The organism is Bradyrhizobium sp. PSBB068, assembly GCA_016839165.1.
Classification (GTDB): Bacteria; Pseudomonadota; Alphaproteobacteria; order Rhizobiales; family Xanthobacteraceae; genus Bradyrhizobium.
The window spans coordinates 7,308,960-7,333,807 of record CP069300.1 but is presented as its reverse complement, the minus strand read 5'-3'; the positions used below and the strand labels follow the sequence as shown (position 1 = coordinate 7,333,807).

Sequence of the window (24,848 nt, the reverse complement as noted above, 5' to 3'; positions counted from 1 at the left end):
TGCGTACCGCGTGGTTCCATAACCGGGGGAACTGGAGCCACGATGATCGAGACCAAGCAGACGGCCGCGCTTGTTTCCATGGCGACGGCGGTTCCACCGCATCTATTCCATCAGGGACAGATCCTGCAGGCCGCGCGCAGCCTTCTTGCCGACCGCTATCCCGAATTCGAGACGCTCTCCAGCCTGTTCGCCAACACCGGCATCCAGCATCGCCATGGCGTGAAGCCGATCGAATGGTATCTCGAGCGGCGCGGTTGGCCGGAGCGAACGCAGGCGTTCCTGGAGGGCGCCGAGGCGCTGTTCGTCGATGCCGCCGGCAAGGCGATCGCGGCCGCCGGCCTGACCGGCAGCGAGATCGATACCGTGGTCACGGTGTGCTCGACCGGCATCGCGACGCCGACGCTGGAGGCGCGCGTCGCCGGCAAGCTCGGCCTGCGGCCGGATGTGTCGCGTGTGCCGGTGTTCGGTCTCGGCTGCGCGGGCGGCGTGTCGGGCCTCTCGATCGCGGCGCGGCTGGCGCAGGCGCGGCCGGGCACGAACGTGCTGCTGGTTGCGCTCGAACTCTGCACGCTCGCGGTCCGCCACGATGAGCTGACCAAGGCGAATATCGTCGCAGCCAGCCTGTTCGGCGATGGCGCCGCCGCGCTCGTGCTGCGTGCCGGTGACGGCGGTGCGACGCGGATCGAGGCGTCCGGCGAAAAGCTGTGGCCGGATACGCTCGACATCATGGGCTGGACGGTCGATCCGGAGGGATTCGGCGTCGTCTTTCAGCGCACCATTCCGGATTTCGTCCGCGACCATGTTGGACCGGCCGTTGCCGAAATTCTCGCGCGGATGCAGCTAACGACCGATGACATCGACCGCTTCCTCTGCCATCCCGGCGGCGCCAAGGTGATCGCCGCGCTGGAGCGCGCGCTCGCGCTCGATCAGGGCACGCTCGATCACGAACGCGATGTCATCGCGGCATGCGGCAACATGTCGGCCCCGACGGTTCTGTTTGTTCTCGAACGCGCCCGCGCCAGGGGATTGCCGCCGCGCGCGCTGCTCACCGCGCTCGGGCCGGGCTTCACGCTCAGTTGCGTCGCGCTGAGGCACGCGGCGTGAACCTCGCTTCGGTCATCCTTGCGCTGGTCACGCTGCAGCGCTTCGGCGAGCTCGTGCTGTCCCGTCGCAACACGGAGCGGCTGCTGACGCGAGGCGCCATCGAAGTCGGCGCCGCTCACTACCCGCTCATCGTGCTGCTTCACGCGGGCTGGCTGACCGCGCTGTGGATCTGGGGCCGTAACCAGGATGTCAACCTCGCCGCATTGGCGGCTTTCGTGGCGCTGCAAGGTTTGCGGCTGTGGATCCTCGCCGCGCTCGGGCCGCGATGGACCACGCGGATCATCGTATTGCCGGGAACGCCGCTGGTCGCATCCGGGCCCTACCGGTACTTTCCGCATCCGAACTATGCCGTCGTGGTCGCTGAGATCGCGCTGCTCCCGCTGGCTCTGCACCTGTCGGTGCTGGCGTTGATCTTCACCGTGCTCAATCTCACGGTGCTTGCGATTCGAATTCGCGCCGAGAGCCGCGCGCTCTCGGTTTCCGACTGGCCACGCATCAGCACGCCATGAGCGCGCGGGCAGATCAGCAAGCCGACAGCCCATCGGCTGCGACCTGGGCAGGCTTCCTCTTGATGTGCCTCGGCATGTTCATGGCGATCCTCGACATCCAGGTCGTCGCGACCTCGCTGCCGACGATCCAGCGCGCGCTGACGATCTCGCCTTCCGCGATGAGCTGGATCCAGACCGCCTATCTGATCGCGGAGGTGATCGCGATCCCGCTGACCGGACTGCTCACCCATGCACTGTCGCTGCGATGGTTGTTCGTCATCGCCGTCAGCCTGTTCACCATCGCGTCGGTCGGCTGCGCCTTCAGCGGCGGCTTTGCCGTGCTGCTGACGTTCCGCGTGCTGCAGGGATTTTCCGGCGGCGTCCTGATCCCCGCGGTGTTCTCCGCCGTGTTCACGCTGTTTCCGGCGCGCCTTCATCCGGTCGCCACCACGATCGGCGGCGCCATCGCGGTGCTTGCGCCGACCGTTGGACCTGTCGTCGGTGGCTGGATCACGCAGACCTGGTCGTGGCCCTGGCTGTTCCTGATCAACCTGGTTCCGGGCACGATCGCGGCGCTGGTCACGCCGTTGCTGCTGCCGAAAGAGCGGATGCATCTTCGCGCGTTCTCCAGGCTGGACAAATCGTCGCTGATCCTGCTCGCAGCGGCCCTCGCAAGCCTGATGATCGGGCTGAAGGAAGCGCCGCAGCGCGGCTGGGCCTCGATGCTCTGCCTCAGCCTGCTGATCGGAAGCGTTGCCGGGATCGCGCTGCTGATCCGGCGCACGCTCCGCGCGGCGGATCCGATCGCGCAATTGACCTTGTTCCGGCGGCGTTCGTTCGCGATCGGCTGCGGCCTGAGCTTTTGCCTCGGCGTCGGTCTCTACGGATCGACTTATCTGATGCCGGTCTTCCTCGGCTTCGTCCGCCGCCATGACGCCTTCGAGATCGGCACCACCATGCTGGTCACGGGAGCTGCGCAGCTCGTCGCCGCGCCGCTGGCGGCCTTCCTCGAAAGTCGCGTCGGCGCGCTGGCGTTGACCGCGACGGGCTTTGCCTTGTTCGCGTTCGGTCTGGGTCTCAGCGCCTTCCAGCCTCGTACGGCCGATTTCGGCGAGATGGTCTGGCCGCAGGTCGTGCGCGGCATCGCCATCATGTTTTGCCTGCTGCCGCCGACACGGTTTGCACTGGGTTCGCTGCCAGAGGACGAAATTGCCGACGCCAGCGGATTGTTCAACCTGATGCGAAATCTCGGCGGCGCGATCGGGATCGCCCTGATCGACACCATCCTCTACGGGCGCAGCCCGATCTATGGCGAGGATTTTCGTGCACGCCTGCTGGCAGGCGATATCAACGCGGCGCAGGCGATCGGGCTCGATCCGATGTTGCTGATCAACCGACCGCTGGGTCCGCCCGACGAGGCGACGGTGGCGTTCATCCGGCCGCTGATCGAACGGGCCTCGCTCGCACTCACCGTCAACGAGGCATGGGCAATGCTCGCCTGCGTGGCGATCGCAGGATTGCTGCTGGTGCCGTTCGCGCGGGCACCGGCGTCTCTCCAGGTGCCGCGAGAAGCGGACTAGCTAGATTGAAGAGACGTTGCTTCGCCGCGCCGGCTCGATCAGCTCGCGGCGCGGGCCCGACAGCCGCTTGTACATGTGGACCATGAACGCCATGCCGAACAGCGGCGTCGCCAGGTTGACGATTGGGATCGAGACGAAGGCGGCGATGAACAGGCCCGCGGTGAATACGGTCGCCGCATTCTCCTTGCGCATCGCCTTGGCATCATCAGGCGAGCGGAAGCGCATCGCCGCGAGCTCGAAATATTCGCGGCCGAGCAGCCAGGCGGTCGCGATGAAGAAGATGATGAAGCCCGCGCCCGCGAACAGCACGAACGGCAGCGCGACCACGTAGACCAGGATGGTCAGCAGCGCCGTCTTGACGCCCTCGATCGTCGCCAGCGTGACCGGCAGCGCCACGCCGGGATGGTCGGCCGGATAGTGCTCGCGCTCGACATGGTCGGCGACGTCGTCGACGAACAGGCTCGCCATCAGCGAGGTGATCGCCGGCATCAGGAAGATGCCGCCGAGCACGACGCCGAGGCCGGCCGAGATCGAGATGATCCAGGACAGCACGTGCAGCGTGGAATGGAAGCCGGGGCCGAGCATGCCTTCGGCCCAGACCTCGCCGGTGTCGGCAAACCAGCTCAGCAGCCGCTGCAATCCGATCGCCAGCACGGTGATCAGCACCAGCGCAAGCCCGATCGAGCGCCACAGGATCGAGCGCATCGGCGGCGAAAGGATTTGCGAAAGCGCCTTGACGGCGGCATCAAACATGACTGGGCTACCTCTGCAAATTAACGAGCGAGAGGTAGCCACCCAATATGGCTTCGGCAAGTGCCGTGTGTGCCGCGGTTCGACTCGAATTGCCTCAGGCGACGAGCGGCTTGCCCCGGACGTTGGGTCCCCAGACACCGATAGTCACAATCACGATCACCATCGCCGCGGTGATCAGGCCGAACACGCCGCCGACGCCCGCCTCCTTCAACATGAACGCCACGATGAAGCCAGAGAAAGTCGCGCTGAGCCGGCTCATCGAATAGACGAGCCCCGCCGCACGCGCCCTGATAGCGGTCGGGAACACCTCGGTCTGGTAGGCGTGATAGGCGTAGGACAGCGTCATGTTGGCGCCGGTCACCAGCACACCGCTCGCGATCAGCAGCACAGGCGCGGTGAGTTGCGCGAAGGCGAGGCCGAACACCGAGATCGCGGCGGCCGCGCCGCAAATGATCCATTTGCGCTCGAAGCGGTCGGCGAAGGTTGCGGCCAGGAGCGGCGCCAGCGGATAGGCGAACGCGATGATGAACGAGTATTGCAGGCTCTTGGTGACGTTGATGCCCTTCTCGACCAGAAGCGCCGGAACCCAGTTGGAGAAGCCGTAGACGCCGAACGCCTGGCAGAGATTGAAGATCATGAACAGTACGACGAGCGAGGCGTAGGGCGGCCTGAACAGGTCGGCATAGCCGGTCTCGGCCGGCGCACGTGCCGGCGCCATTGCGGCGGCCGGGGCGGGGCGCAGCGCGGCCGTGCCCGATGAAGCCTCCAGCGTCCGCATGATCCGCTCGGCTTCAGCCGAGCGGCCATTTCGTGCGAGCCAGAGCGGGCTTTCCGGCACGTAGAGCCGCAGCACCCAGATGATCATGCTGGCGGCCGCGCCGATCAGCACCACCCAGCGCCAGCCGTCGATGCCGTAAGGCGTTGCCGGCACCAGCCACCACGACAGTGCGGCGACGATCGGCACCGCCGACAGCATCACAGCCTGGTTGATCGCAAAGGCCCGGCCGCGCATCCAGCTCGGCACCAGCTCGGTGATGTAGGCGTCGATGGTGATGACCTCGATGCCGATTCCGATCCCGGCGATGAAGCGCCACAGCAAGAGGCCGCCAGGCGTGGTCTGGCACGCCATGATGACGGACGCTGCGCTGTAGAACAGCAGCGAGTAAGTGAAGACGGCCTTGCGCCCGTAACGATCGGCGAGGAAGCCGAGGCAGAAGGTGCCGATGAACAGGCCGGCGAAAGTCGCCGCGACGAAGGCGCCGATGCCGGAGAAGCCGAAGAAGGCCTGCGTCGTCGTGGTCATCAGCCCGCTGCGCGCGAGGCCCGGCGCGATATAGCCGGTGAAGAACAGATCGTAGATTTCGAAGCAACCGCCGAGCGAGAGCAAAATCACCAGCCGCCAGACATAGCCGGACGCCGGCAGCGCCTCGAGCCGTCGTGAAATCTGGTCCGGTCCGCTTGTCGTGTTGACGCGATCGGCAACCGAGCCGAGTTCGACGGCGCTCATGTTGGTCCTCCCCGTGTGGTCCAGCGGCCGCCTTTCTTGCGAAGGCGTGTCATCCGCGCATGTTTGGCAGCCGGGAGCCAGAAATCCAGACGAACATATCGAAGAGATCGTTCGATATTTTCGATCGTACTATCCAGGACGCGCTTTCTTGACGCGAACCGGCGTCCATCCCGCATCGCGTGCGGGACAGGCTTCGCTTGAAAGCGCTTCAGATCAGGAGCGTCGCCTCCCAGGCGCCGCGGCCCACCTGGTCTGCGATCAGGGCGCGGATCAGGCGGCACATTTCCTCCATGACGTAAGTCATGGGGCGGTTGCGCAGGCGGCAGAGATAGAGCGTGCGGGTCAGTTTCGGTTCGATGACTTCGCGCGCGACCAGCAATCGTGCCTTCAGCGGCTCGCTGACGAAGTGAGTCGTTGCGATCGTGCAGCCGAGGCCCGCGATCAGCGCCCCGATCATGCCGCTGGTCGAGTTGAGATGCATGATCGCATTGGCCTCCAGCCGCTTGAGCGGCACGGGATCATCGACCAGGGCGCGCGCGGAGAGCCCGTGCCGCAACAGGATCAACGGCAGCCGTGCCACTTCCTCGAAGCTGATCGGGGCCTTTCTGCCGATCAGTTTCTCGGTGCCGACGCAGAACATCTGCTCCTCCAGCACCGGCTCGGCCACCAGGTCTTTTTCCGACGGCGGATTGTAGACCAGTGCGAGGTCGACGTCGGAGCTCAGCAGGTGCAGCAGCGTCGCGCCGGAGAGACTCTCGGTCAGCGACAGCTTCAGGTTCGGATATTTGGTCAGCACGGTCCGCATCAGCGGCACGCCGATCGCCTTCATCCCGGAATTGGCCATGCCGATCGAGATGTCGCCGGCGATCTCGCTGCCGCCTTCCCTGATCTCGCGCTCGGCCGCCGCCATGGCACGCAGGATGATGCGGGCATGCTCGTAGAGCCGCTCGCCCGCCGCGGTCGGTTCCATGCCGCGCGGCTTGCGCTCGAACAGCGGCGTGGCGAATTCGGCTTCCAGATTGGCGATGTGGTGGCTCAGCGCTGACTGCGCGACATTGGCCTGATCCGCCGCCCGCGACAGGTTGCGCTGCTCGTAAACCGCGATGAAATAGCGAAGCTGGCGCGAATCCATGGGTTCAGCGTTCTAGAACGACGAATGCACTATTCGACAGATTATATTTTTCAGATAGCGTGCGGAAGCCTAACCTGCGCCAACTACTCAAAACGAGCGCAACGAGCACGGAGAAACCGATGACCGGGAGCGGACTGCCGCTGGAGGGTGTGAGGGTCGTCGAGATGACCCACATGGTGATGGGGCCGACCTGCGGGATGATCCTGGCGCAACTCGGCGCCGAAGTGATCAAGGTCGAACCTCCGGCCGGCGACAAGACCCGCTCGCTCGGCGGCATGGGCGTCTCGTTCTTCCCGCTGTTCAACCGTGGCAAGCGCAGCGTGGTGCTCAATCTCGCCAAACCTGAGGACCGCGACACCATGCACCGGCTGCTCGCCGGCGCCGACGTGTTCCTGGAGAATTTCCGCGACGGTCAACTCGACAAGCAGGGTCTCGGGCCCGAGCAGCTGCGCGCGAAATACCCGCACCTGATCATCGCCGGCCACAAGGGCTTTCTCTCCGGTCCCTATGATCATCGCCCGGCGCTCGATGAGGTCGTGCAGATGATGTCGGGGCTCGCCGCGATGACCGGTACCCGCGACAAGCCGCAACGTGTCGGCTCCTCCGCCAATGACATCATGGGCGGCATGTTCGGGGTGATCTCGATCCTCGCCGCTCTCTATCAGAGGCGCTGCGGCAAGGCTGACGGTGCCGACATCCGCATCGGCCTGTTCGAGAACTGCCTGTTCCTGGTTGCCCAGCACATGGTCGAATACGAGATGACCGGGCGCAAGCCGCGTTCGATGCCGGAGCGCGAGCACGCTTGGCCGATCTACGACATCTTCGATGCCGCCGGCGGGGATCGCATCTTCATCGGCGTCGTGACCGAAGGCCATTGGCAGAGTTTCTGCCGCGAATTTGGCCTGACGGAATTCGCCGACGATCCGACATTGCGCAGCACCACGGACCGCATCATGGCGCGCGACCGGATCATTCCGCGCGTCGCCGAGGTGATCAAGGGCTGGAACGTGGCCGACCTCTCGGCGCGGCTCGACGCGCTCAACATCTGCTTCTCGCCGATCAACCGGCCGGAGGATCTGTTGCAGGACCCGCATGTGTTGCGTCCGGGTGGCCTCGTTCACAATGTCAATGTCGATGGCAAGCCGTTCCGCGTCCCCGCGCTGCCGGTCGAATGGAACGGACGCCATATCGGCGAAGGCCTGACAGTGCCGGTGCTTGGCGCCGATACCGAGGCGGTCCGTGCCGAGCTCGATCAACAAACAATTTCGTCAACTGGAAACGCTGCGTGAGGCTGACATGACCCGGGTCCACGATATCTATCCCAACGACAGAGTGAGCCTGCGCGAGGTCGGCCTGCGCGACGGCCTGCAGCTCGTGAAGACGTTCCCCTCGACCGCGGCGAAGCAGCGCTGGGTGCGCGACGAATATGCCGCCGGCGTCCGGCATTTCGAGGTCGGCTCGTTCCTGCCGGCCAAGACCTTCCCGCAATTCGTCGATGTCCGTGACGTTATCGCCACTGTCGCCGCGCTGCCTGGCGCGCATGGCGTCGCGCTGGCGCTGAACGAGCGCGGCGTCAATGAGGCGCTGGCCTCCGGCGTCGCCGAGATCGCATCGGTGGTGTCGGCGACCGAGGAGCACAGCCAGGCCAATGCCAACCGCTCGCGCGAATCCGCGATCGAGAACATCAGGCGCCTCTGCGAGCTGCGCGACGCCAGCGCGCACAGGCCGCTGGTCAATGCCGCGATCTCGATGGGGCTTGGCTGCTCGATCGTCGGTGCGGTCGATCCGAACGAGGTGTTGCGCCTCACCGAGAAGCTCTACGAGGTCGGCGTCGACATGGTCGCGATCGCCGATACCGTCGGCTATGCCGGACCGAAGCAGGTCGGCGAGCTGACCCGTGGCGCGGTGAAGATCGCGGGCTCCAAGCCGGTCTGCGTCCATCTGCACGACACGCGAGGAATGGGCATTGCCAATGCCTCGGCCGCGCTTGATGAAGGCGCCCGCGTGCTCGACGGTTCGCTCGGCGGCCTCGGCGGCTGCCCGTTCGCGCCGGGCGCCACCGGCAATGTCGTGTTCGAGGACCTCGTCTTCCTCTGCGAGAGCAAGGGATTTCCGACCGGCATCGATCTCGATCGCCTTATCGAAGTGCGCTCCATCCTGAAAGCTGAGATGCCGGGCGAAACGCTCTATGGCGGCCTCGCCCGTGCCGGCCTGCCGCGTGGCACGAGAGCGAAGGCGGCGTAGCGACGTTCGTAGATGGGGCAACGGGCCGGCCCGTTACCCATCTAAGCTGCCGTGCATCCTTAATCGTGCCCATGCCCGCGCTTGCGCGGCTTCTTGTCCGCCGCGGTCGGGATCATCACGACGCGGCCGTAGCGCACGCCGCGCTCGGCGATGACGTGGTCGGCGAGATGGCGGACTTCGCTGCTGGCGCCCTTCAGCGCCGTCACCTCCATGCAGCTGTCGTCGTCGAGATGCACGTGCAGCGTCGCCAGCGACAGGTCGTGATGGCCGTGGAAATTCTGCACCAGCCGCTTCGACAGGTCGCGCGCGGCGTGATCATAGACATAGACCAGCGCGGCCACGCACTGCCCTGACGGCGCCTCCTCAGCGCTTTGCTGCAAACCGGCGCGCGCGAGGTCGCGGATGATCTCGGAGCGGTTCTGGTAGCCGCGCGCCTCGGCGGCGGCGTCGATCTCCGCGAGCAGATCATCCTCGATGGTGATGGTGATGCGTTGCATGGACTATCCGTGTTGCTGAGCGCCAGTATGACATTTCTCTTGTAACGTCATACTACGCTTGCTAGCGTTCGCTGGCCGGGTTTGGTTTGTGCTGGTGCGGTTGTCGCGTGACTGTAACAGGTATCATGCGGGGGCATGGGTGTTGCGTCGTACTGTTTGGCGGATATTTCCCGCCGCATCCATTGCAGCGTGCGCGGCGGTCGCCGAAGCGCAGACCGTGGCTGTCACACCGAGCCAGCTGCCGCCGGTCACGGTGACGTCGCCTGCTCAAGCGCCGCCCAAGCGCGCCAGGCCGTCCCAACGCCCGCGCCATGCTGCCGCCGGCGGCCACAGGCCCGCAGCGCTGCCACCGAGTCCGCCGAATTCCCCGAACGACGGAATCACCGCCGGCGCTGCGACGATCCCTGCCGCCAATCTGCAACCCGCCGCAGCCAGCGAGCGGCAGATCAGCGGCGAGCAGTTGAACGCGCGGCCGGTCTCGCGCGTCGGCGAAGTCCTGGAGGCGGTGCCGGGCCTGATCGTCACCCAGCACTCCGGCGAAGGCAAAGCCAACCAGTATTTTCTGCGCGGCTTCAATCTCGATCACGGCACCGATCTCGCCATCAGCGTCGACGGCATGCCGGTCAACATGCTGACCCATGGCCACGGCCAGGGCTATGCCGACATCAACTTCCTGATTCCGGAGCTGATCCAGTCGGTCGACGTCCGAAAGGGGCCGTATTATGCCGACAAGGGTGACTTCGCGTCCGCCGGCGCTGTCGACATCAACTACCTCGATCGGCTCTCGAAGAACATCGTGGAGCTGACCGCCGGCAGTTTCGGCTATCAGCGCGCGATGGCCGCAGGCTCGACGAAGGTGGGCGACGGCACGCTGCTCGCAGCTTTCGAGGCCAACAAGTACAACGGCCCGTGGGACGTGCCCGACGACGTCCGCAAGCTCAACGGCGTGCTGCGCTACAGCCAGGGCACCGCGACCGACGGCTTCTCGCTGACCGCAATGGCCTACTCCAACGGCTGGAATTCGACCGACCAGGTGGCGCAGCGCGCCATCGACCAGGGCCTGATCGGCCGCTACGGCTCGCTCGATCCGACCGACGGCGGCACGTCGAGCCGCTTCAGCCTGTCAGGCAATTGGGCGCAGTCGAGCGATTACGGACAGACCAAGCTCAACGCCTATGTGATCCGCTCGTCGCTGCAGCTCTACAACGACTTCACCTACTTCCTCGACGATCCCGTCAATGGCGACCAGTTCAGCCAGACCGACAGGCGCACCGTCTACGGCTTCGATGCCAGCCATGCCGCCGATATTCGCATCGCGGGCATCGATACCCAGGCCCGGGTCGGCGTGCAGACCCGCTACGACGACATCAATGTCGGCCTGTTCAAGACCGCGCAGCGCGAGATCCTGTCCACGGTGCGCAACGACCAGGTGCAGGAGGGCAGCGTCGCGCTGTGGGCCGATACCACCGCGCGCTGGACCGACTGGCTGCGTACCACGGTCGGCATTCGCGAGGATTATTTTGCCGGCCATGTGCTGAGCGACACGCCGCAGAACTCCGGCAACGCGCAGGCGGCGATGACGAGCCCGAAGGCCGGCATCGTGCTCGGTCCGTGGTCCAAGACCGAGTTCTACGGCAATGCGGGGTTCGGCCTGCATTCCAACGATATCAGGGGCGCGACCATCACGGTCGATCCCAACGACAAGGTGACGCCGCTCGAACGCGTGCCGCTGCTGGTGCGCTCGAAGGGCGCCGAGTTCGGCATCCGTACCAGGGCGGTCGACGGGCTGACCTCGTCGCTTGCGGTATTCGTGCTCGACTTCGATTCCGAACTGCTGTTCGTCGGTGACGCCGGTACCACCGAGCCGAGCCGGCCGAGCCGGCGCGTGGGCGTCGAGTGGACCAATCAATACAAATTGCTGCCTTGGATGAGCCTCGACCTTGATCTGGCCTATACCCGCGCTCGCTTCACCGATTTTGATCCGGTCGGCAATTTCATTCCGGGGGCGCCTAGCTGGGTCGCCAGCGGCGGCGTTACCTTCGGCCGCGATACCGGCTGGTTCGGCAGCCTGCGTGCCCGCTATTTCGGCCCGCGCCCGCTGATCGAGGACGACAGCGTCCGCTCGCTGTCGTCGTTCATCGTCAACGCCCGCGCCGGCTATAAGTTCGACAATGGGATGCGGCTGCAGCTCGACGTCCTCAATCTCTTCAACGCACAGACCAATCAGATCGAGTATTACTATCTCTCCCGTCTGCCGGGGGAGCCGATCGACGGCGTCGCGGACCGTCATGTGCATCCTGCTGAGCCGCTTGCCGTCCGGCTGACGCTGGCGGCAACGTTCTGATCAGTCGCGCGTGCGGCGGCTCGAGCTGAAATCCTCGACGCCGGGCTGCACCGGGGCGGTTTCGCGGGAGGGCGGTACGATCAGCAACACGACTCGGCGCGTCCGGCCGGGCCTGCCCAGCAACGTTGCCTGCGCATCGAACTCGGAACGAAAGAGGTTGGTGGCGCGCGACGCCGTGCGTGCCATCCAGCTCAGGCAGTCCGCCTGGTCTGCGAAGCACAATGCGGCCCAGCCGCGATCGAGCGTGGTCTTGCGCGGCAAACCCCAAGTGTACTGATAGGCGAACGGCCGGGCATAGAACGGATGATCCGGGCTGTAGAAGGCGGCAGCGAAGGCGAGTGCGTCGTCGCCGCTGACCGAGACGAGCGGCGTCCCGACCGCATGGTGCCACCGTGCGGTGAGCTCGGTCGCGATCGCATGATAGAAGCTGCGGCCCTCTTCATAACCGTAAGCGTGGCGATAGAGCGCGTGGATCGGCGCGCCGGCGGCAACCGCGAGAATGGCAATGCCCGCCACCATGACGGTCAGGTTGACCGCGTAGAAGCGCTCGATCGGGTAGCTCGTTCCGCACACGATCAGCACGATGAACAGGAAGAGGCCCTGCACCGCCCAGAGCGAGGGCAGGTCGGTGCCGATCGCAAGCGACACGATCGCCGGAAACAAGATGGTGCCGATTGCGACCAGCAGCAGCAGGCGGAGCCCCGGGTTCATTGCGCGGAAATCGGCCGGCAGCTGCGCCAGCCTTTGGCCGGCAATGAACACCCAGGTCACCGCCGCGACCGAGAGCGCCGCGATCAGCCCCGTGATGAAATAGGCCACCTCCCACAGCGCGGCGACATGGTCGACGCCGGCATGCGCGAGCGCATAGTCGAATGTCGTTGCTCCAGTCGTGGCGAGCCAGTGCAGATGCGGGCCGAGCACCAGCATTCCGGCCAGCGTGGAGATCCAGGGTGAGGCCGACAGCAAATAGCGGCGGCGATCCGGATGCAGCACGGCCGCGAAGACGAAGCTCGCGACCAGGAAGATCGAATAATATTTGCCGAGCATCGCGAGCGCGCAGGCCGCGCCGGCCGCGATCGCCCAGCCGAGTTGCCGTGGCGCCTCGAACGCGCGAAGGAAGCAGTAGGTCGCCAGCGGCCAGGATGCCAGCAGCACCGTGTTGGCGTTGAACCGCTGGGCGTGGAATTGATACACCGGCAGCAGCATCGCCAGCAGCAGGACGATCACCCGCTTCTCGCCACGGACAAAGCGGCGCGAGATCAGGTCGACCGCCCACAGCGCCACGGCTGCATTGACCATCGCCATCAGCTGCAGCGACCAATCGGTCAGCGGGAAAACCGCGGTCCATCCCCGGGTGATCCAGCCCATCATCGGCGGATGCTTGTGGTATCCCCACGCGAGGTGCCGGCCGAGCGTCCAGGTCTCGAGCACGTCGGGGTGCAGGCCGGCGCCGAGATAGGCGACGACCAGATACGCCGTCCAGACTGCGACAAAGAGTGCGAGCAGCAGCGGGATCGACCAGCCGGTCTCGATTCCCTCCAGCCAGATGTTGAATGGACGGCGCCAGCGCGCCGGATGCTTCTCCGACGCCGCGGCCATCGCCGAGAAATCTATCAACCGAAGCACCGTAAAACTACCGAATGAAAGCGAGCGAGAAGCGCACGCACCCTAGTGATGCGGTAGCGAGAACTCAACGACGAAGCCGGACGATGAGGCGGATTCCAGATGGTGGTCGACGAGTCCCGCTATCCCCGCGTGGGCTCCGCGGCCATCACTTCCGCAGCCGGAAGCGGCGCCTCTTCGTCAATCGCTTCAGGAACAAGCGGCGGCGACCTGTGCTCTGGAAACACACTGAATTCGCCCGCTACCTCCTGGAGCGGCTTCTGCTTGTCGGCCCAGTGCAGGGCCGTGTAGTCGAAACCGTGCACGATGGTGGGTTTGACGATTTCGAAATAAGGCGAGATGTCGAAGTCGCGCGGCATGTAGAGCGAGGAATCGCGGATATGCAGGATCTCGCGGCGCGCCTTGCGGCTGGCGGCGCGGGTGATCTTGGGCAGGATCGGATAGCGCACGGCGTCGAAGGCCTGCGCGATCAGCGCCGAGCAGATGATCTTGGTCGGATCGCCGGAGCCGAACGCGATCATGCGCCGCCGCCAGCGCTGCGGGATCGGCAGCGGAAACAGATAGCGCGCGAGGTCGACGATGTTCTTGGTGTCGTAACCGAAGCCGATCCGGTTGATGGCGTAGCGGCACACCGTGGTGCGGTCCTCGTAGGACAGCCCGACCGGCCGGCAGAGCCGTGTGTGGTAGGTGAAATATTTCGACAGCGGCGCGGAGGTCACGCCCTCGCCGACATTGGCCTCGATCAGCACGTGTTGTTCGCCGTCAGGCTCGAACGCGCCGTCGATCGGTCCGACAAACAGTGCGGCGTGCGACCAGGTCGACTGCGTCAGGTATTTGATGATGCCGGAGATCCGGTTGTTGCCCTCGACCAGCAGGACATCGCCCTCCTGGATGATGCCACGCAAATGGTCGGGGTCGCTCGGCGTGAACGGCTCGTAGCCGGGCACTTCCTTCGACAGGTACCCCGCGATCCATTTACCGACGGTATCGAGCATTACGCCCATGGATTCCCCCCAGCGGTTCTATGACCGCTTGTCTCCACCTAATCATGGTCGCAAGCCGTTGCAATTTAGTTCATGCGCTCAGTCGATCAATCATGATTGATTTACCATGAGTGTTGCTGCGATCGGTGAGATGCGGCACAGTTCGCGAAGCGTTCCCATTCTCTGCAAGTCCCCGGAAACCATGCCAGAAGCTATGTCATGCCCGTGAACCGCCGCGATTTCCTGTCGGCGTCCGCAGGTCTTGCGCTGGCGCCGGTGCTGGGCGGGCGGGCGCTTGCTGCGCCGCTGCCGCGCGAGGCCGATATCGTCGTGATCGGCGCCGGTGCCGCGGGCATTGCCGCGGCGCGACGGATCGCCGCCGCGAACCGCAAGGCGATCGTGGTGGAGGCATCCGGCCAGGTCGGCGGCCGCTGCCAGACCGACGCATCGACATTCGATGTGCCGTTCGACCGTGGCGCGCGCTGGATGCACAATCCCGAAACCAACCCGATGATCCGGCTGGCGCGTTCCGCGGGCCTCGACATCGTCACGGCGCCTGCGGGCCAGAAGATTCGCATCGGTCGGCGCTACGCCCGCCCCGGCGAGACCGAGGAGTTTCTGGCGGCGCTGGTGCGCGCCAATCGCGCCATCGACGACGCCTCGCGCAAGGCCGATATCGCCTGCGCCGCTGTGATGCCGAAGGACCTCGGCGATTGGGCCGGCACCGCCGAATTCCTGCTCGGCGCCAGTTTCAGCGGCAAGGACCTGAAGGATCTCTCCGCCGTCGACAAGGTGCGCGCGCAGGACCGCAACACCGCGATCGCCTGCCGGCAGGGCCTCGGCGCGCTGATCGCGAAACTCGGCGAGGGGCTGCCGCTCGTGCTGTCGACGCCGGCGCAGCGCATTCTGTGGAGCAATCGTGACGTGGCGGTCGAGACGGCTTCCGGCAAGATCGTCGCACGCGCCGCCATCGTCACCGTGTCGAGCAACGTGCTGGCGAGCGGCAATATCAAGTTTGCGCCCGAGCTCCCGAAGCGCTCGCTGGATGCCGTCGCGAAACTCGGCCTCGGTAGCTACGATCGGATTGCGCTTGAGATTCCCGGCAACCCGCTCGGGCTGTCGCACGATGACGTCATCATCGAGCAGAGCAATTCGACCAGGACCGCGCTGCTCTACGGCAACATCGCCGGCTCCTCGCTGTGCACGATCGATGTCGCGGGCTCGTTCGGCCGCGAGTTGTCGGCGCAAGGCGAGAAAGCGATGGCTGCGTTCGCGGTGGAATGGCTGACCAGGCTCTATGGCAGCGAGGTCGGAGCATCCATCAAGAAGACCAGCGCGACGCGCTGGAATGCGCAGCCCTTCATTCAAGGGGCAATGTCGGCCGCAGCCCCCGGCGCGCAGTTCTCGCGCCGGATCCTGACCGAGCCGATCGGTGCGATGTATCTGGCGGGTGAGGCCACCCATGAGACGCTGTGGGGAACGGTCGACGGCGCCTGGGAGAGCGGCGAACGCGCGGCCGACGCCGCGCTGCGCAGGATCGGCGGAGTGAAGGAGGCCGCGCCGGAGACGCCGGCACCTGCCGCCAAACACAAGCGCCGCACGCCGCGATCGGCCGAGCCGATGAATTGAGTGTCGGCTGAGATCGGGCTTCGCTACTGGATTTGCGGGCAGATTCCGCCGCATAACAGATGTCGTCCCTGCGAAAGCAGGGACCCATAACCACGAATCGTTGTTGGGGAGCGATGTTGGAACGACGGCTCCCGACCGCAACATCTGCTGCGGCGTATGGGTCCCTGCGTTCGCAGGGACGACATCGAGTGTGTGGCCGCAGGGCCGCGTCCTGCCCAACTCACTCGTCATTCCGGGACAGCCCGCAGGGCTGAACCCGGAATCCATTCGTCCACGGCACAGGCGGCCCGATGGATTCCGGGTTCTCGCTTCGCGAGCCCCGGAATGACGGTGAGATAAGATCGCGCCCCTCACACCGGCAGCTTCAGCTCCATCAGATCCTTCGCGACCACGATCCGGCCCTTGAAGTTCGTCTTTACGTCACGGGTCCAGTCGTCGTCGGTGACATCGGGGTCGTCGCCGGGGACGAAGTGGCTCAGCACCAGCGTTTTGACGCCGGCGGCAGCGGCGATGCGGCCGACGTCTTCGGTCGAGGTGTGGCTGTCGAGCAGGTGCTTCTTCAGAGTCGCGCCGTTCTTGGTCTTTGCGACGAGGCGATCGACCGCCGGGATATAGAGGCATTCGTGCACCAGCACGTCGGCACCTTTGGCGAACTCGGCGAGCTTCGGATTGTAGGCGGTGTCGCTGGAGAACACGACGACGCCATCCGGCGTCTCGAACTTGTAGGCGAAGTTGTCCGTGATCGGCGGATGCGGCGTGCGGAACGCGGTGACCGTGACATCCGATGTCTTCAGCACCACGCCATCGTCGGTGATGTCTTTCGCGATCAGGAGCTTGCGCGGGTCGGGGCGGCCTTCATCCGCGATCCGGGTCTCGACGTCGAACTTGTTCAGCTCCCAATATTCCCGGGTCATCGCCTCGATGCCTTTGGGACCGAACGAATGGATCGGCGTCGAAAGGCCCGCTGCCCAGGCGTTGTAGAACAGATTGCCGTATTCGAGATTGTGGTCGGAATGGTGATGGCTGATGAAGATGTATTTCACCGAGGGAATCGGCACGCCGGCGGTGACCAGCTGCCGGCTGACGCCCATGCCGCAATCAATGACAAAGGGGGTGTCGTTGACGACGAGCAGATTGGCTGGATTGGCAGCGCCGATGCCGACGCGCGGGCCACCCTTGGTGCCGAGGAACACGATCCGGGTGCGTGGTTTTGCATTCTGCGCGCGCACGACAGGCGACGCGAGCATGGCGGCGCTGCCGAGCGCCAGTTTCAGTGTAGTGCGGCGATCGATCATGGTGTTCCTCCCGCAGACGTCTTCCGAGTTCTGCCGACCCTAGCCGCCGCGCAAAATGCCATCAAGCGCCCGCAGGCCGACGATGACGGCGGCAGCGATCAGCGCGGAGCAGATCGTACGAAACACCTGCTCGCTGGCCTTGCCGACGCGATCGGGCGCCCCAGCCAATAGGCGACGATCGGCGTGCCGCCAGGTGCGAGCGGAGCGAGCTTCGAAGGATGAATCGGCCACAGTCGGGCCGTCGACCCTTCGAGACGGCCGCTACGCGGCCTCCTCAGGGTGACGGTGACAGGTACTCCGCATGCGGGAGAGAGAACAGCGGATCGCTCGCGTCGCCATCACGCACGCGGCGTCACGCCCGCAGCGTGCCGCCGGTCTTCTTGGTGACTTCGGCAACGACCTTTGCCGCAACCGCGTCGATCTCCTGGTCGGTCATCGTCTTCTCGCGCGGCTGGATCGTCACCGCGATCGCGATCGATTTCTTGTCGGAATCGATGCCCTTGCCTTCGTAGACGTCGAACACGGTCACGTCAGTGATCAGCTTCTTGTCGACATTCTGCGCTGCGCGGACGATGTCGCCCGCCTTGACGCTGCGGTCGACGATGAAGGCGAAGTCGCGCGACACCGGCTGGAATGCCGAGAGCTCCAGCACCGGCTTGGCGCGCGTCGCCCGCTGCTTGCCCTGCGGGATGCGTTCGAGGATCACCTCGAACACGATCATCGGGCCGTCGGCGCCGAGCGCCTCGGCCGCGCGCGGATGCAGCTCGCCGAAATAGCCGAGCACGTTCTGTGGACCGATCTGGATGGTGCCGGAACGCCCCGGATGCAGCCAGGCAGGGCCGCCCGGCACGATCTGCAGCGCCTGCACCGGCGCGCCGGCAGCTGCCAGCACGGCGAAGGCGTCGGCCTTGGCATCCATCGCATCCGCCGTGGCCGCACCGGTCCAGTGCCGTCCGATCCCCTTCGACGAAGCGTAGCCATGGCGCACCCCGGAAGCGGCCACCAGCTGGTCTTCTGGACGATCGCCACGGAACACCTGGCCGACCTCGAACAGCGCGACGTCGGGCGTGCCGCGGTTGATATTGGCCTGAACGGCCGCGACAAGGCCGGGCAGCAGGCTCGGCCGCATGTCGGAGAGATCGGCCGCGATCGGATTGGCGAGCACGAGCTCGCTCTGGCCGCCGCCGAACAGTTTTGCCGCATCATTGGTGATGAACGACCAGGTGACGGCTTCCACCATGCCGCGGGCGCCGAGCGCGCGCTTGGCGCGGCGGGTGCGCAGCTGCATCGGCGTCAGCACCGGCTTGCGCGGCTCCTCGCCGCGCTCGAACGGCGTCATCGGCACCTTGTCGACACCGACGATGCGCACGATCTCCTCGACGATGTCGGCCTTGCCCTGCACGTCGGTGCGCCAGGACGGAACTGCGACCTTCACCACAGGGCCGGTACCGGCCAGCATGAAGCCGAGCCGGGTCAGGATCAGCTTCACCTCGACCAGCGGCACCTCGATCCCGGCAAGCCGCTTGACCTCGGTGAGCGGGAAATCGATGACGCGATCCTCGCCGAACTGCTTGCCGACCACGACGTTCTCGGACGGCGTGCCACCGCACAGCTCCAGCACCAGCCGGGTCGCGAGCTCGAGCCCGGGCACCATGAAGGCCGGATCGACACCGCGCTCGAAGCGATAGCGCGCGTCCGAATTGATCCCGAGCTTGCGGCCGGTCTGCGCGATGTTGATCTCGTTCCACAGCGCGGACTCAATCAGTACATCCGTCGTGTTGTCGTCGCAGCCCGAGGCCTCGCCGCCCATGATGCCGGCGAGCGATTCGACGCCGTGCTCGTCCGCGATCACGCAGACATTGCTGTCGAGCGTGTAGGTGCGGCCGTCAAGCGCGAGCAACGTCTCGCCGTCTTTGGCGCGGCGGACCGTGAGGTTGCCCGTCACCTTCTTGGCGTCGAACACGTGCAGCGGGCGGGCGCGGTCGTAGGTCATGAAGTTGGTGATGTCGACCAGCGCGTTGATCGGGCGCAGGCCGATCGAGGTCAGCCGCTTCTGCAGCCATTCCGGCGACGGACCGTTCTTGACGCCGCGCACCAGCCGCAGCGCGAAGCCCGGGCACAGCGTGGCGTCTTCCACCTTGACCTGGACCGGGCAGGGGAATTCGCCCTTGATCGGCTTGATCCCGGGATCCTTGAACTTGCCCATGTCGGCGGCGGCGAGATCGCGCGCAATGCCGTGCACGCCGGTGCAGTCCTGCCGGTTCGGCGTCAGGTTGATCTCGATCATGGGATCGCCGAGCCCGGCCCAATCGGCATAGCCCTTGCCGAGCGGCGCGTCGCCCGGCAGCTCCATGATGCCGTCGTGATCTTCCGAGATCTGCAACTCAGCCGCCGAGCACAGCATGCCGCGGCTCTCGACGCCGCGGATGGTGCCGACGCCGAGCGTGATGTCCTTGCCGGGGATATAGGTGCCGGGCGGCGAGAACACGCTGATCAGCCCCGCACGGGCGTTCGGCGCGCCGCACACCACTTGCACCGGCGCGCCGCCGTCGCCGGTGTCGACCATGCAGACGCGCAGCCGGTCGGCATTCGGATGCTGCTCGGCCGAGATCACGCGCGCGATGGTGAACGGCGCAAGCGCCTTCGCCTTGTCCTCGATGTTCTCGACCTCGAGCCCGATCATGGTGAGCTTGTCGGCGAGCTTCTCGAGCGGCTCGTCGGTCTCGAGATGTTCCTTCAGCCAGGAGAGGGTGAACTTCATGACGATGATTTCTCTTGTCCCCTCTCCCGCTTGCGGGGGAGGGTTAGGGTGGGGGCTCTCTCCGCGATGGCAGCGGCGATTGTTTCGAGGACGCCTGCACGATTTGTCATGACGTCGAGATTGCTGAAGCGAAGCACCTTGAAGCCTTTCGCTTCGATAACGGCCGAGCGCGCGGCATCGGCGCGTTCTCCTTCGTCTGAAAAGTGTTGACCGCCGTCGAGCTCGATCACGAGCTTTGCCGCGTGGCAGACGAAATCGGCGATGTAGTTGTCGATTGGCACCTGACGGCGGAAGACTGCACCGTTCAGTCGATTGCCGCGCAGCTCAGACCAGAGGATTCGCTCGACATCGGTCGCATTCTTGCGAAGCGCACGTGCGTTGGAACGGAGTCCCTCGGAGACCTTCCAGTCCGGATGTTCGGGATCGACCATTAGCAGCCCCATTGCGGCGAGACCCCCACCCCAGCCCTCCCCCGCTAGCGGGAGAGGGAGTCCGACCGCTCTCGTCGACAGGGTCTTCGTATCCATTCGAAGCCGGTGAGCGTACTCCATCCATTCCTTCTCCCACTTGCAGGGGAGGAACAGGGTGTGGGCTCGCGCCGCGTCGGTGGTCTCAACGAGACTCACGAACTCAATCCCCCCGCGATGGTCGGGATGTCGAGCGGCTTGAAGCCGTAGTGGTTGAGCCAGCGGATGTCGTTCTCGAACAGCTGGCGGAGGTCGGCGATGCCGTATTTCAGCATCGCGATGCGGTCGATGCCCATGCCCCAGGCAAAGCCCTGGTAGACGTCGGGGTCGATGCCGCAGGCGCGCAGCACGTTCGGGTGCACCATGCCGCAGCCGAGAATCTCCATCCAGTCCTCGCCCTCGCCGAAGCGGATCTCGCCCTTGTCGCGGCGGCACTGGATGTCGACCTCGAGCGACGGCTCGGTGAACGGGAAGAACGACGGTCGGAACCGCATGTTGATGTGGTCGACCTCGAAGAACGCCTTGCAGAATTCGTGCAGGATCCATTTGAGGTGGCCGAGATGCGAGCCCTTGTCGATCACGAGGCCTTCGACCTGATGGAATTGCGGCGTGTGGGTCGCATCTGAGTCGATGCGATAGGTGCGGCCCGGGCAGATGATGCGGATCGGCGGCTTCTGGCTCAGCATCGTGCGCACCTGCACCGGCGAGGTGTGGGTGCGCAACAGCATGCGCGAACCATCGTCCTTCGGATTGAAGAAGAAGGTGTCGTGCATCTCGCGGGCCGGATGGCCTTCGGGGAAGTTCAGCTTGGTGAAGTTGTAGTCGTCGGTCTCGATGTCGGGACCTTCGGCGACCGCAAAGCCCATGTCGGCGAAGATGGTGGTGAGCTCGTCCCACACCTGGCTCAGCGGATGGATACGGCCGGTCTCCGCCGGCGCATCGCGCAGCGGCAGCGTGACGTCGATGGTCTCGGCGGCGAGACGCGAATCGAGCGCGGCCGCCTTCAGCACGTCGCGCCTGGCCGCGAGCGCCTGCGTCACCGCATCCTTGGCGAGGTTGATCTTCGCGCCCTCGGTCTTGCGCTCGTCCGGCGACATCTTGCCAAGGGTGGCGAGCAAAGCCGAGATCGAGCCCTTCTTGCCGAGGGCTGCAACGCGCACCGCCTCGAGGGCGGCCTCGTCAGCAGCGGAGGCGATCTGGTCGAGGATGGATGTTTCGAGCGTTGCGAGGTCGGACACGGTCAATTCCTGCGCTGAGCATGATCCGGCGGGAAGAGCCGGCTTCCGAACCATGCGCCAAAATTCGGCTGGGTTGTCGCCGCCCGAAGGCCGTAACGTCAAGCAAAAAGCCGGTCATTTCGGGCTAACGGCCGGCTGCATTGAACCCAGCGCGGAGACCGGGCTACCCAAGGGGAGCTGAAGGAGACCCACGCGATGTTGCTGCGATCTTGCCTCGCCGTGCCGGCGGTCCTGTTGATGCTCGGAACGGCACGTGCCGCGACCGAGGAATGTCCCGCCAAATCGACCCAGATGGACGACATCATCGCCGAGCTTCAGAAGGCGCCGAGCTGCAACCGCGCGATGAAGATTTTCGAGGCGTGCGAATACGGCGCCAGCGGGGACGTCCAGTTCGGCGAAGTGGTCGAGAAGAAATGCGAGGCGGACTTCCTGTCCGGCCTCGGCGCTTCGCAGAAGAAGCTCTACGCCGGCCAGCTCAAGCGCTGCGACCACAAATACGATAACGAAAGCGGCACCATGTACCGCTCGTTCACGGCGTTCTGCCGGGCGATCGTCGCCCAGCGCTTTTCGCAGAAGGCGCTTAAAGCGGGCCCGAAAGCCCGCTAGGCCTTTGTTTTGAGCATAGTCTGATCGGAAAACCGGTACCCACTTTTCCGGATCATGCTCAGATCAGGCAGCCAGCGCCGCCTTGGCCTTCTCGGCGATCGCCTGGAACGCGACCGGCTCGTGGATCGCGAGATCCGACAGCACCTTGCGGTCGACGACGACGCCCGACTTGGACAGGCCGTTGATGAACACGCTGTAGGTCATGCCGAACGGGCGGACCGCGGCGTTGATGCGCTGGATCCAGAGTGCGCGGAAGGTGCGCTTCTTGCGCTTGCGGTCGCGGAAGGCGTACTGGCCGGCCTTTTCGACGGCCTGCTTGGCGACGCGGATGGTGTTCTTGCGGCGGCCGTAATAGCCCTTGGCGGCCTTGTAGACTTTCTTGTGCTTGGCGTGAGCGGTCACACCGCGTTTGACGCGAGACATGACGGAAATCCTTGAGATCTAGAAGAGACGGGGCGCCGCGCGAGGGGCGGCAGGGTTCAAGCGAATGAGCGCGATCAGGCGTTCGGCAAGAAGTACTTCTTGACGTTGTCGCCGTCGGTCTTGAACAGCACACGGGTGCCGCGGAGCTGACGGATCTGCTTCTTCGTCCGCTTGATCATGCCGTGGCGCTTGCCGCGCTGGGCGTGCATGACCTTGCCAGTGGCGGTCACCTTGAAGCGCTTTTTAGCGCCCGACTTGGTCTTCAACTTGGGCATTTAGCTCTCCTATTGCACAGCACGAAAATCGCCCCGAGAGGCGTCCGGCCGGCTAAAATGCTCGTTAGAGCGTTGAAAGTGCTATGGTTTTTTCCGAATTGAAAGAACCTGCACTAGACGTCGCCACGGCAGCCCTTGATCAGCCGGGCGGCGAAGGCCCGGCTTATGACAGAGGATCGGCGGTTTTGCAACGTTTGAAGCGGGAAATCGGGGTCGGAACCGGGTAGTCCCCGTTGGCTGCATCCGGCCTACGAGAAACGAAACAGCCCGCCAGATCGCCTGACGGGCCGTTCAATTTCAACAAAGCGACTCATTCGAACTAGCGCGGCGCCAGCACCATCACGACCTGGCGGCCCTCGAACTTGGCGTCCTGCTCGACCTTGGCGAACTCGGCAACATCGGCCTTCACCTTGTCCAGCAGCTTGGTGCCGATCTCCTGGTGCGCCATCTCGCGACCACGGTAGCGCAAGGTGATCTTGACCTTGTCGCCTTCCTCGAAGAAGCGCTGCATCGCGCGCATCTTCACGTCATAGTCGTGATCGTCGATCATCGGGCGGAGCTTGATTTCCTTGATCTCGACGACCTTCTGCTTCTTGCGAGCTTCGGCGGCCTTCTTCTGCGCGGAATATTTGTACTTGCCGTAGTCCATGATCTTGCAGACCGGAGGACTGGTGTTCGGCGAAATCTCGACGAGGTCCATGCCGGCTTCCATGGCCATCTTGATGGCCACCATGGTTTCGACGGTGCCCTGGTTGACACCATCGGCATCGATCAGCTGGATCTGTGCGTTGCGAATCTCATCATTGGTGCGCGGCCCGTCTTTTGCGACTGTGGGCGGGGCTCTATTGGGACGGCGAATGGGTAACTCTCCAAAGTTGTGAAAGGGAGGCGGATATTTTGAAGCAAGACGCTGCGGCGGGCAAGCGAAGTCGCTTCCTTAAGCGGCAAAACCGTCAATTGCGAGGCATTTTGGCCACGCCCGGCACATATAGCGGGCACATCTGCTCCGCAAGGCATGCCGGCTGCCGTTGACCGCTGCCACGTGACGATTGAAAAGCAGATGTCTGACACGCGAGTGACCGAACCATGAGCGAAACCGCCGCATCCGGACAGGAACCCGCCTTCATCGAGGTCGGCGAGGGCCGGGAGGCGCGCCGGATCGCGGTGCGCGCCCGCGCCGGCGGCGCCAGCAGCGCGCCTGGCCTGGTCTGGCTCGGCGGCTTCAAGTCCGACATGACCGGCACCAAGGCGCTCGCCCTCGACGCATGGGCCGCCGAGCACGGCCGCAGCTGCGTCCGGTTCGATTATTCCGGGCACGGCGAATCCGGCGGCGAGTTCGCCGACGGCACGATCGGCCGCTGGCTCGAGGAGAGCGTTGCGGTGTTCTCGCAATTCTGCAGCGGGTCGCAGGTGGTGATCGGCTCCTCGATGGGCGGCTGGATGGCGCTGCTGCTCGCGCGCGAGATCGCGCGGCGAGGTGGCAGGAAGGCGCAACTCGCCGGCCTTGTGCTAATCGCACCAGCGCCCGACTTTACCGAGGAATTGATGTGGAAGGGCTTCTCGCCCGAGATCCGCGCCGAGATCGAGACCAAGGGCGTGTGGCTGCGTCCATCCGAATATGGCGACGGCTCGCCCTACCCGATCACCCGCAATCTGATCGAGGAGGGCCGCAACCATTTGTTGCTCGGCAGCCAGATCGACGTCGGCTGTCCGGTGCGGATCCTGCAGGGTGCGCAGGATCCCGACGTGCCGTGGAAGCATGCGTTCGCATTGGTGCACCGGCTGCCGGCCGAGGACGTGGTGCTGACCATGATCCAGGACGGCGACCACCGGCTGTCGCGGCCGCAGGACATCGCGCGGATCATCGCCGCGGTGGCGGAGATCGGTTAAGCTCCCTGC

Annotated in this window: 22 protein-coding genes and 1 pseudogene; 9 read left to right on the top strand and 14 right to left on the bottom strand. The window is 65.1% G+C overall.

Features of this window, described 5'->3' with window-relative positions; all coding sequences use genetic code 11:
- Window positions 1-42 precede the first annotated feature (42 nt).
- The 3 genes from JQ507_34005 to JQ507_33995 are packed head-to-tail and all read left to right on the top strand — an operon-like array spanning window position 43 to window position 3,172.
- Window positions 43-1,104, top strand: coding sequence for a type III polyketide synthase (locus tag JQ507_34005; GenBank protein QRI69793.1), 1,062 nt, complete (start codon window positions 43-45; stop codon window positions 1,102-1,104).
- Window positions 1,101-1,613 carry a hypothetical protein gene (locus tag JQ507_34000; GenBank protein QRI69792.1) on the top strand — a complete coding sequence of 171 codons (513 nt, stop codon included), beginning with the start codon at window positions 1,101-1,103 and terminating at the stop codon, window positions 1,611-1,613. Before JQ507_34005 ends, JQ507_34000 begins: the two co-directional genes overlap by 4 nt.
- A complete protein-coding gene (locus tag JQ507_33995) occupies window positions 1,610-3,172 on the top strand; it encodes a DHA2 family efflux MFS transporter permease subunit (GenBank protein QRI69791.1) in 1,563 nt (520 codons plus the stop codon). The genes JQ507_34000 and JQ507_33995 overlap by 4 nt, the downstream gene beginning before the upstream one ends.
- Here the strand turns inward: JQ507_33995 and JQ507_33990 are convergent, their stop codons facing one another.
- From JQ507_33990 to JQ507_33980, 3 genes are all read right to left on the bottom strand, one after another.
- Entirely contained in the window at window positions 3,173-3,925 is a 753-nt protein-coding gene (locus JQ507_33990) for a sulfate transporter family protein (GenBank protein ID QRI69790.1), read from the bottom strand. It abuts the gene before it with no gap.
- Between the two features lie 94 nt (window positions 3,926-4,019).
- Window positions 4,020-5,432, bottom strand: coding sequence for an MFS transporter (locus JQ507_33985; GenBank protein ID QRI69789.1), 1,413 nt, complete (start codon window positions 5,430-5,432; stop codon window positions 4,020-4,022).
- A gap of 208 nt (window positions 5,433-5,640) precedes the next feature.
- Window positions 5,641-6,564, bottom strand: a complete 924-nt coding sequence (locus JQ507_33980) for a LysR family transcriptional regulator (protein QRI69788.1) — start codon at window positions 6,562-6,564, stop codon at window positions 5,641-5,643.
- Between the two features lie 119 nt (window positions 6,565-6,683).
- On the opposite strand from JQ507_33980, the gene JQ507_33975 reads away from it, so the two are divergent.
- Complete coding sequence (locus tag JQ507_33975) at window positions 6,684-7,853, top strand: CoA transferase (GenBank protein QRI69787.1); 1,170 nt, start codon at window positions 6,684-6,686, stop codon at window positions 7,851-7,853.
- Between the two features lie 7 nt (window positions 7,854-7,860).
- Window positions 7,861-8,808, top strand: a complete 948-nt coding sequence (locus JQ507_33970) for a hydroxymethylglutaryl-CoA lyase (GenBank protein ID QRI69786.1) — start codon at window positions 7,861-7,863, stop codon at window positions 8,806-8,808.
- A 59-nt stretch (window positions 8,809-8,867) separates the two neighbouring features.
- Here the strand turns inward: JQ507_33970 and nikR are convergent, their stop codons facing one another.
- Entirely contained in the window at window positions 8,868-9,305 is a 438-nt protein-coding gene (nikR, locus tag JQ507_33965) for a nickel-responsive transcriptional regulator NikR (protein ID QRI69785.1), read from the bottom strand.
- Between the two features lie 253 nt (window positions 9,306-9,558).
- Between nikR and JQ507_33960 the strand changes: the two genes are divergently transcribed.
- Entirely contained in the window at window positions 9,559-11,649 is a 2,091-nt protein-coding gene (locus tag JQ507_33960; GenBank protein ID QRI73631.1) for a TonB-dependent receptor, read from the top strand.
- Here JQ507_33960 and JQ507_33955 read toward each other — a convergent pair whose 3' ends face one another.
- Window positions 11,650-13,248, bottom strand: coding sequence for a glycosyltransferase family 39 protein (locus tag JQ507_33955; protein QRI69784.1), 1,599 nt, complete (start codon window positions 13,246-13,248; stop codon window positions 11,650-11,652).
- Window positions 13,249-13,394: 146 nt separating this feature from the next.
- Window positions 13,395-14,267 (bottom strand): lipo-like protein, encoded by an 873-nt coding sequence (locus JQ507_33950; protein QRI73630.1) that lies wholly within the window; start codon window positions 14,265-14,267, stop codon window positions 13,395-13,397.
- A 207-nt stretch (window positions 14,268-14,474) separates the two neighbouring features.
- Between JQ507_33950 and JQ507_33945 the strand changes: the two genes are divergently transcribed.
- The gene (locus JQ507_33945) at window positions 14,475-15,884 is read left to right on the top strand and encodes an FAD-dependent oxidoreductase (protein ID QRI69783.1); all 1,410 of its coding nucleotides are present in this window, start codon (window positions 14,475-14,477) and stop codon (window positions 15,882-15,884) included.
- A gap of 350 nt (window positions 15,885-16,234) precedes the next feature.
- On the opposite strand, the gene JQ507_33940 is transcribed toward JQ507_33945, so the two are convergent.
- The 5 genes and pseudogenes from JQ507_33940 to pheS all read right to left on the bottom strand — a co-directional run bounded on the left by JQ507_33940 (window position 16,235) and on the right by pheS (window position 21,645).
- Complete coding sequence (locus JQ507_33940; protein QRI69782.1) at window positions 16,235-17,179, bottom strand: MBL fold metallo-hydrolase; 945 nt, start codon at window positions 17,177-17,179, stop codon at window positions 16,235-16,237.
- 39 nt (window positions 17,180-17,218) lie between these two features.
- Window positions 17,219-17,323: pseudogene (locus JQ507_33935) on the bottom strand (sulfite exporter TauE/SafE family protein).
- A gap of 208 nt (window positions 17,324-17,531) precedes the next feature.
- Window positions 17,532-19,940, bottom strand: coding sequence for a phenylalanine--tRNA ligase subunit beta (locus tag JQ507_33930; protein ID QRI69781.1), 2,409 nt, complete (start codon window positions 19,938-19,940; stop codon window positions 17,532-17,534).
- Window positions 19,937-20,371: an endonuclease domain-containing protein gene (locus tag JQ507_33925; GenBank protein ID QRI69780.1), complete on the bottom strand. Its 435-nt coding sequence runs from the start codon at window positions 20,369-20,371 to the stop codon at window positions 19,937-19,939. Before JQ507_33925 ends, JQ507_33930 begins: the two co-directional genes overlap by 4 nt.
- Before the next feature lie 191 nt (window positions 20,372-20,562).
- The gene (gene pheS, locus JQ507_33920; GenBank protein ID QRI69779.1) at window positions 20,563-21,645 is read right to left on the bottom strand and encodes a phenylalanine--tRNA ligase subunit alpha; all 1,083 of its coding nucleotides are present in this window, start codon (window positions 21,643-21,645) and stop codon (window positions 20,563-20,565) included.
- 195 nt (window positions 21,646-21,840) lie between these two features.
- Between pheS and JQ507_33915 the strand changes: the two genes are divergently transcribed.
- A complete protein-coding gene (locus tag JQ507_33915) occupies window positions 21,841-22,251 on the top strand; it encodes a hypothetical protein (GenBank protein ID QRI69778.1) in 411 nt (136 codons plus the stop codon).
- Window positions 22,252-22,314: 63 nt separating this feature from the next.
- Here JQ507_33915 and rplT read toward each other — a convergent pair whose 3' ends face one another.
- From rplT to JQ507_33900, 3 genes are all read right to left on the bottom strand, one after another.
- Window positions 22,315-22,674, bottom strand: coding sequence for a 50S ribosomal protein L20 (rplT, locus tag JQ507_33910; protein ID QRI69777.1), 360 nt, complete (start codon window positions 22,672-22,674; stop codon window positions 22,315-22,317).
- A 74-nt stretch (window positions 22,675-22,748) separates the two neighbouring features.
- Window positions 22,749-22,949, bottom strand: coding sequence for a 50S ribosomal protein L35 (gene rpmI, locus JQ507_33905; protein QRI69776.1), 201 nt, complete (start codon window positions 22,947-22,949; stop codon window positions 22,749-22,751).
- A 319-nt stretch (window positions 22,950-23,268) separates the two neighbouring features.
- A complete protein-coding gene (locus tag JQ507_33900; GenBank protein QRI73629.1) occupies window positions 23,269-23,808 on the bottom strand; it encodes a translation initiation factor IF-3 in 540 nt (179 codons plus the stop codon).
- Between the two features lie 227 nt (window positions 23,809-24,035).
- Between JQ507_33900 and JQ507_33895 the strand changes: the two genes are divergently transcribed.
- Window positions 24,036-24,839: an alpha/beta hydrolase gene (locus JQ507_33895; GenBank protein QRI69775.1), complete on the top strand. Its 804-nt coding sequence runs from the start codon at window positions 24,036-24,038 to the stop codon at window positions 24,837-24,839.
- Window positions 24,840-24,848 lie beyond the last annotated feature (9 nt).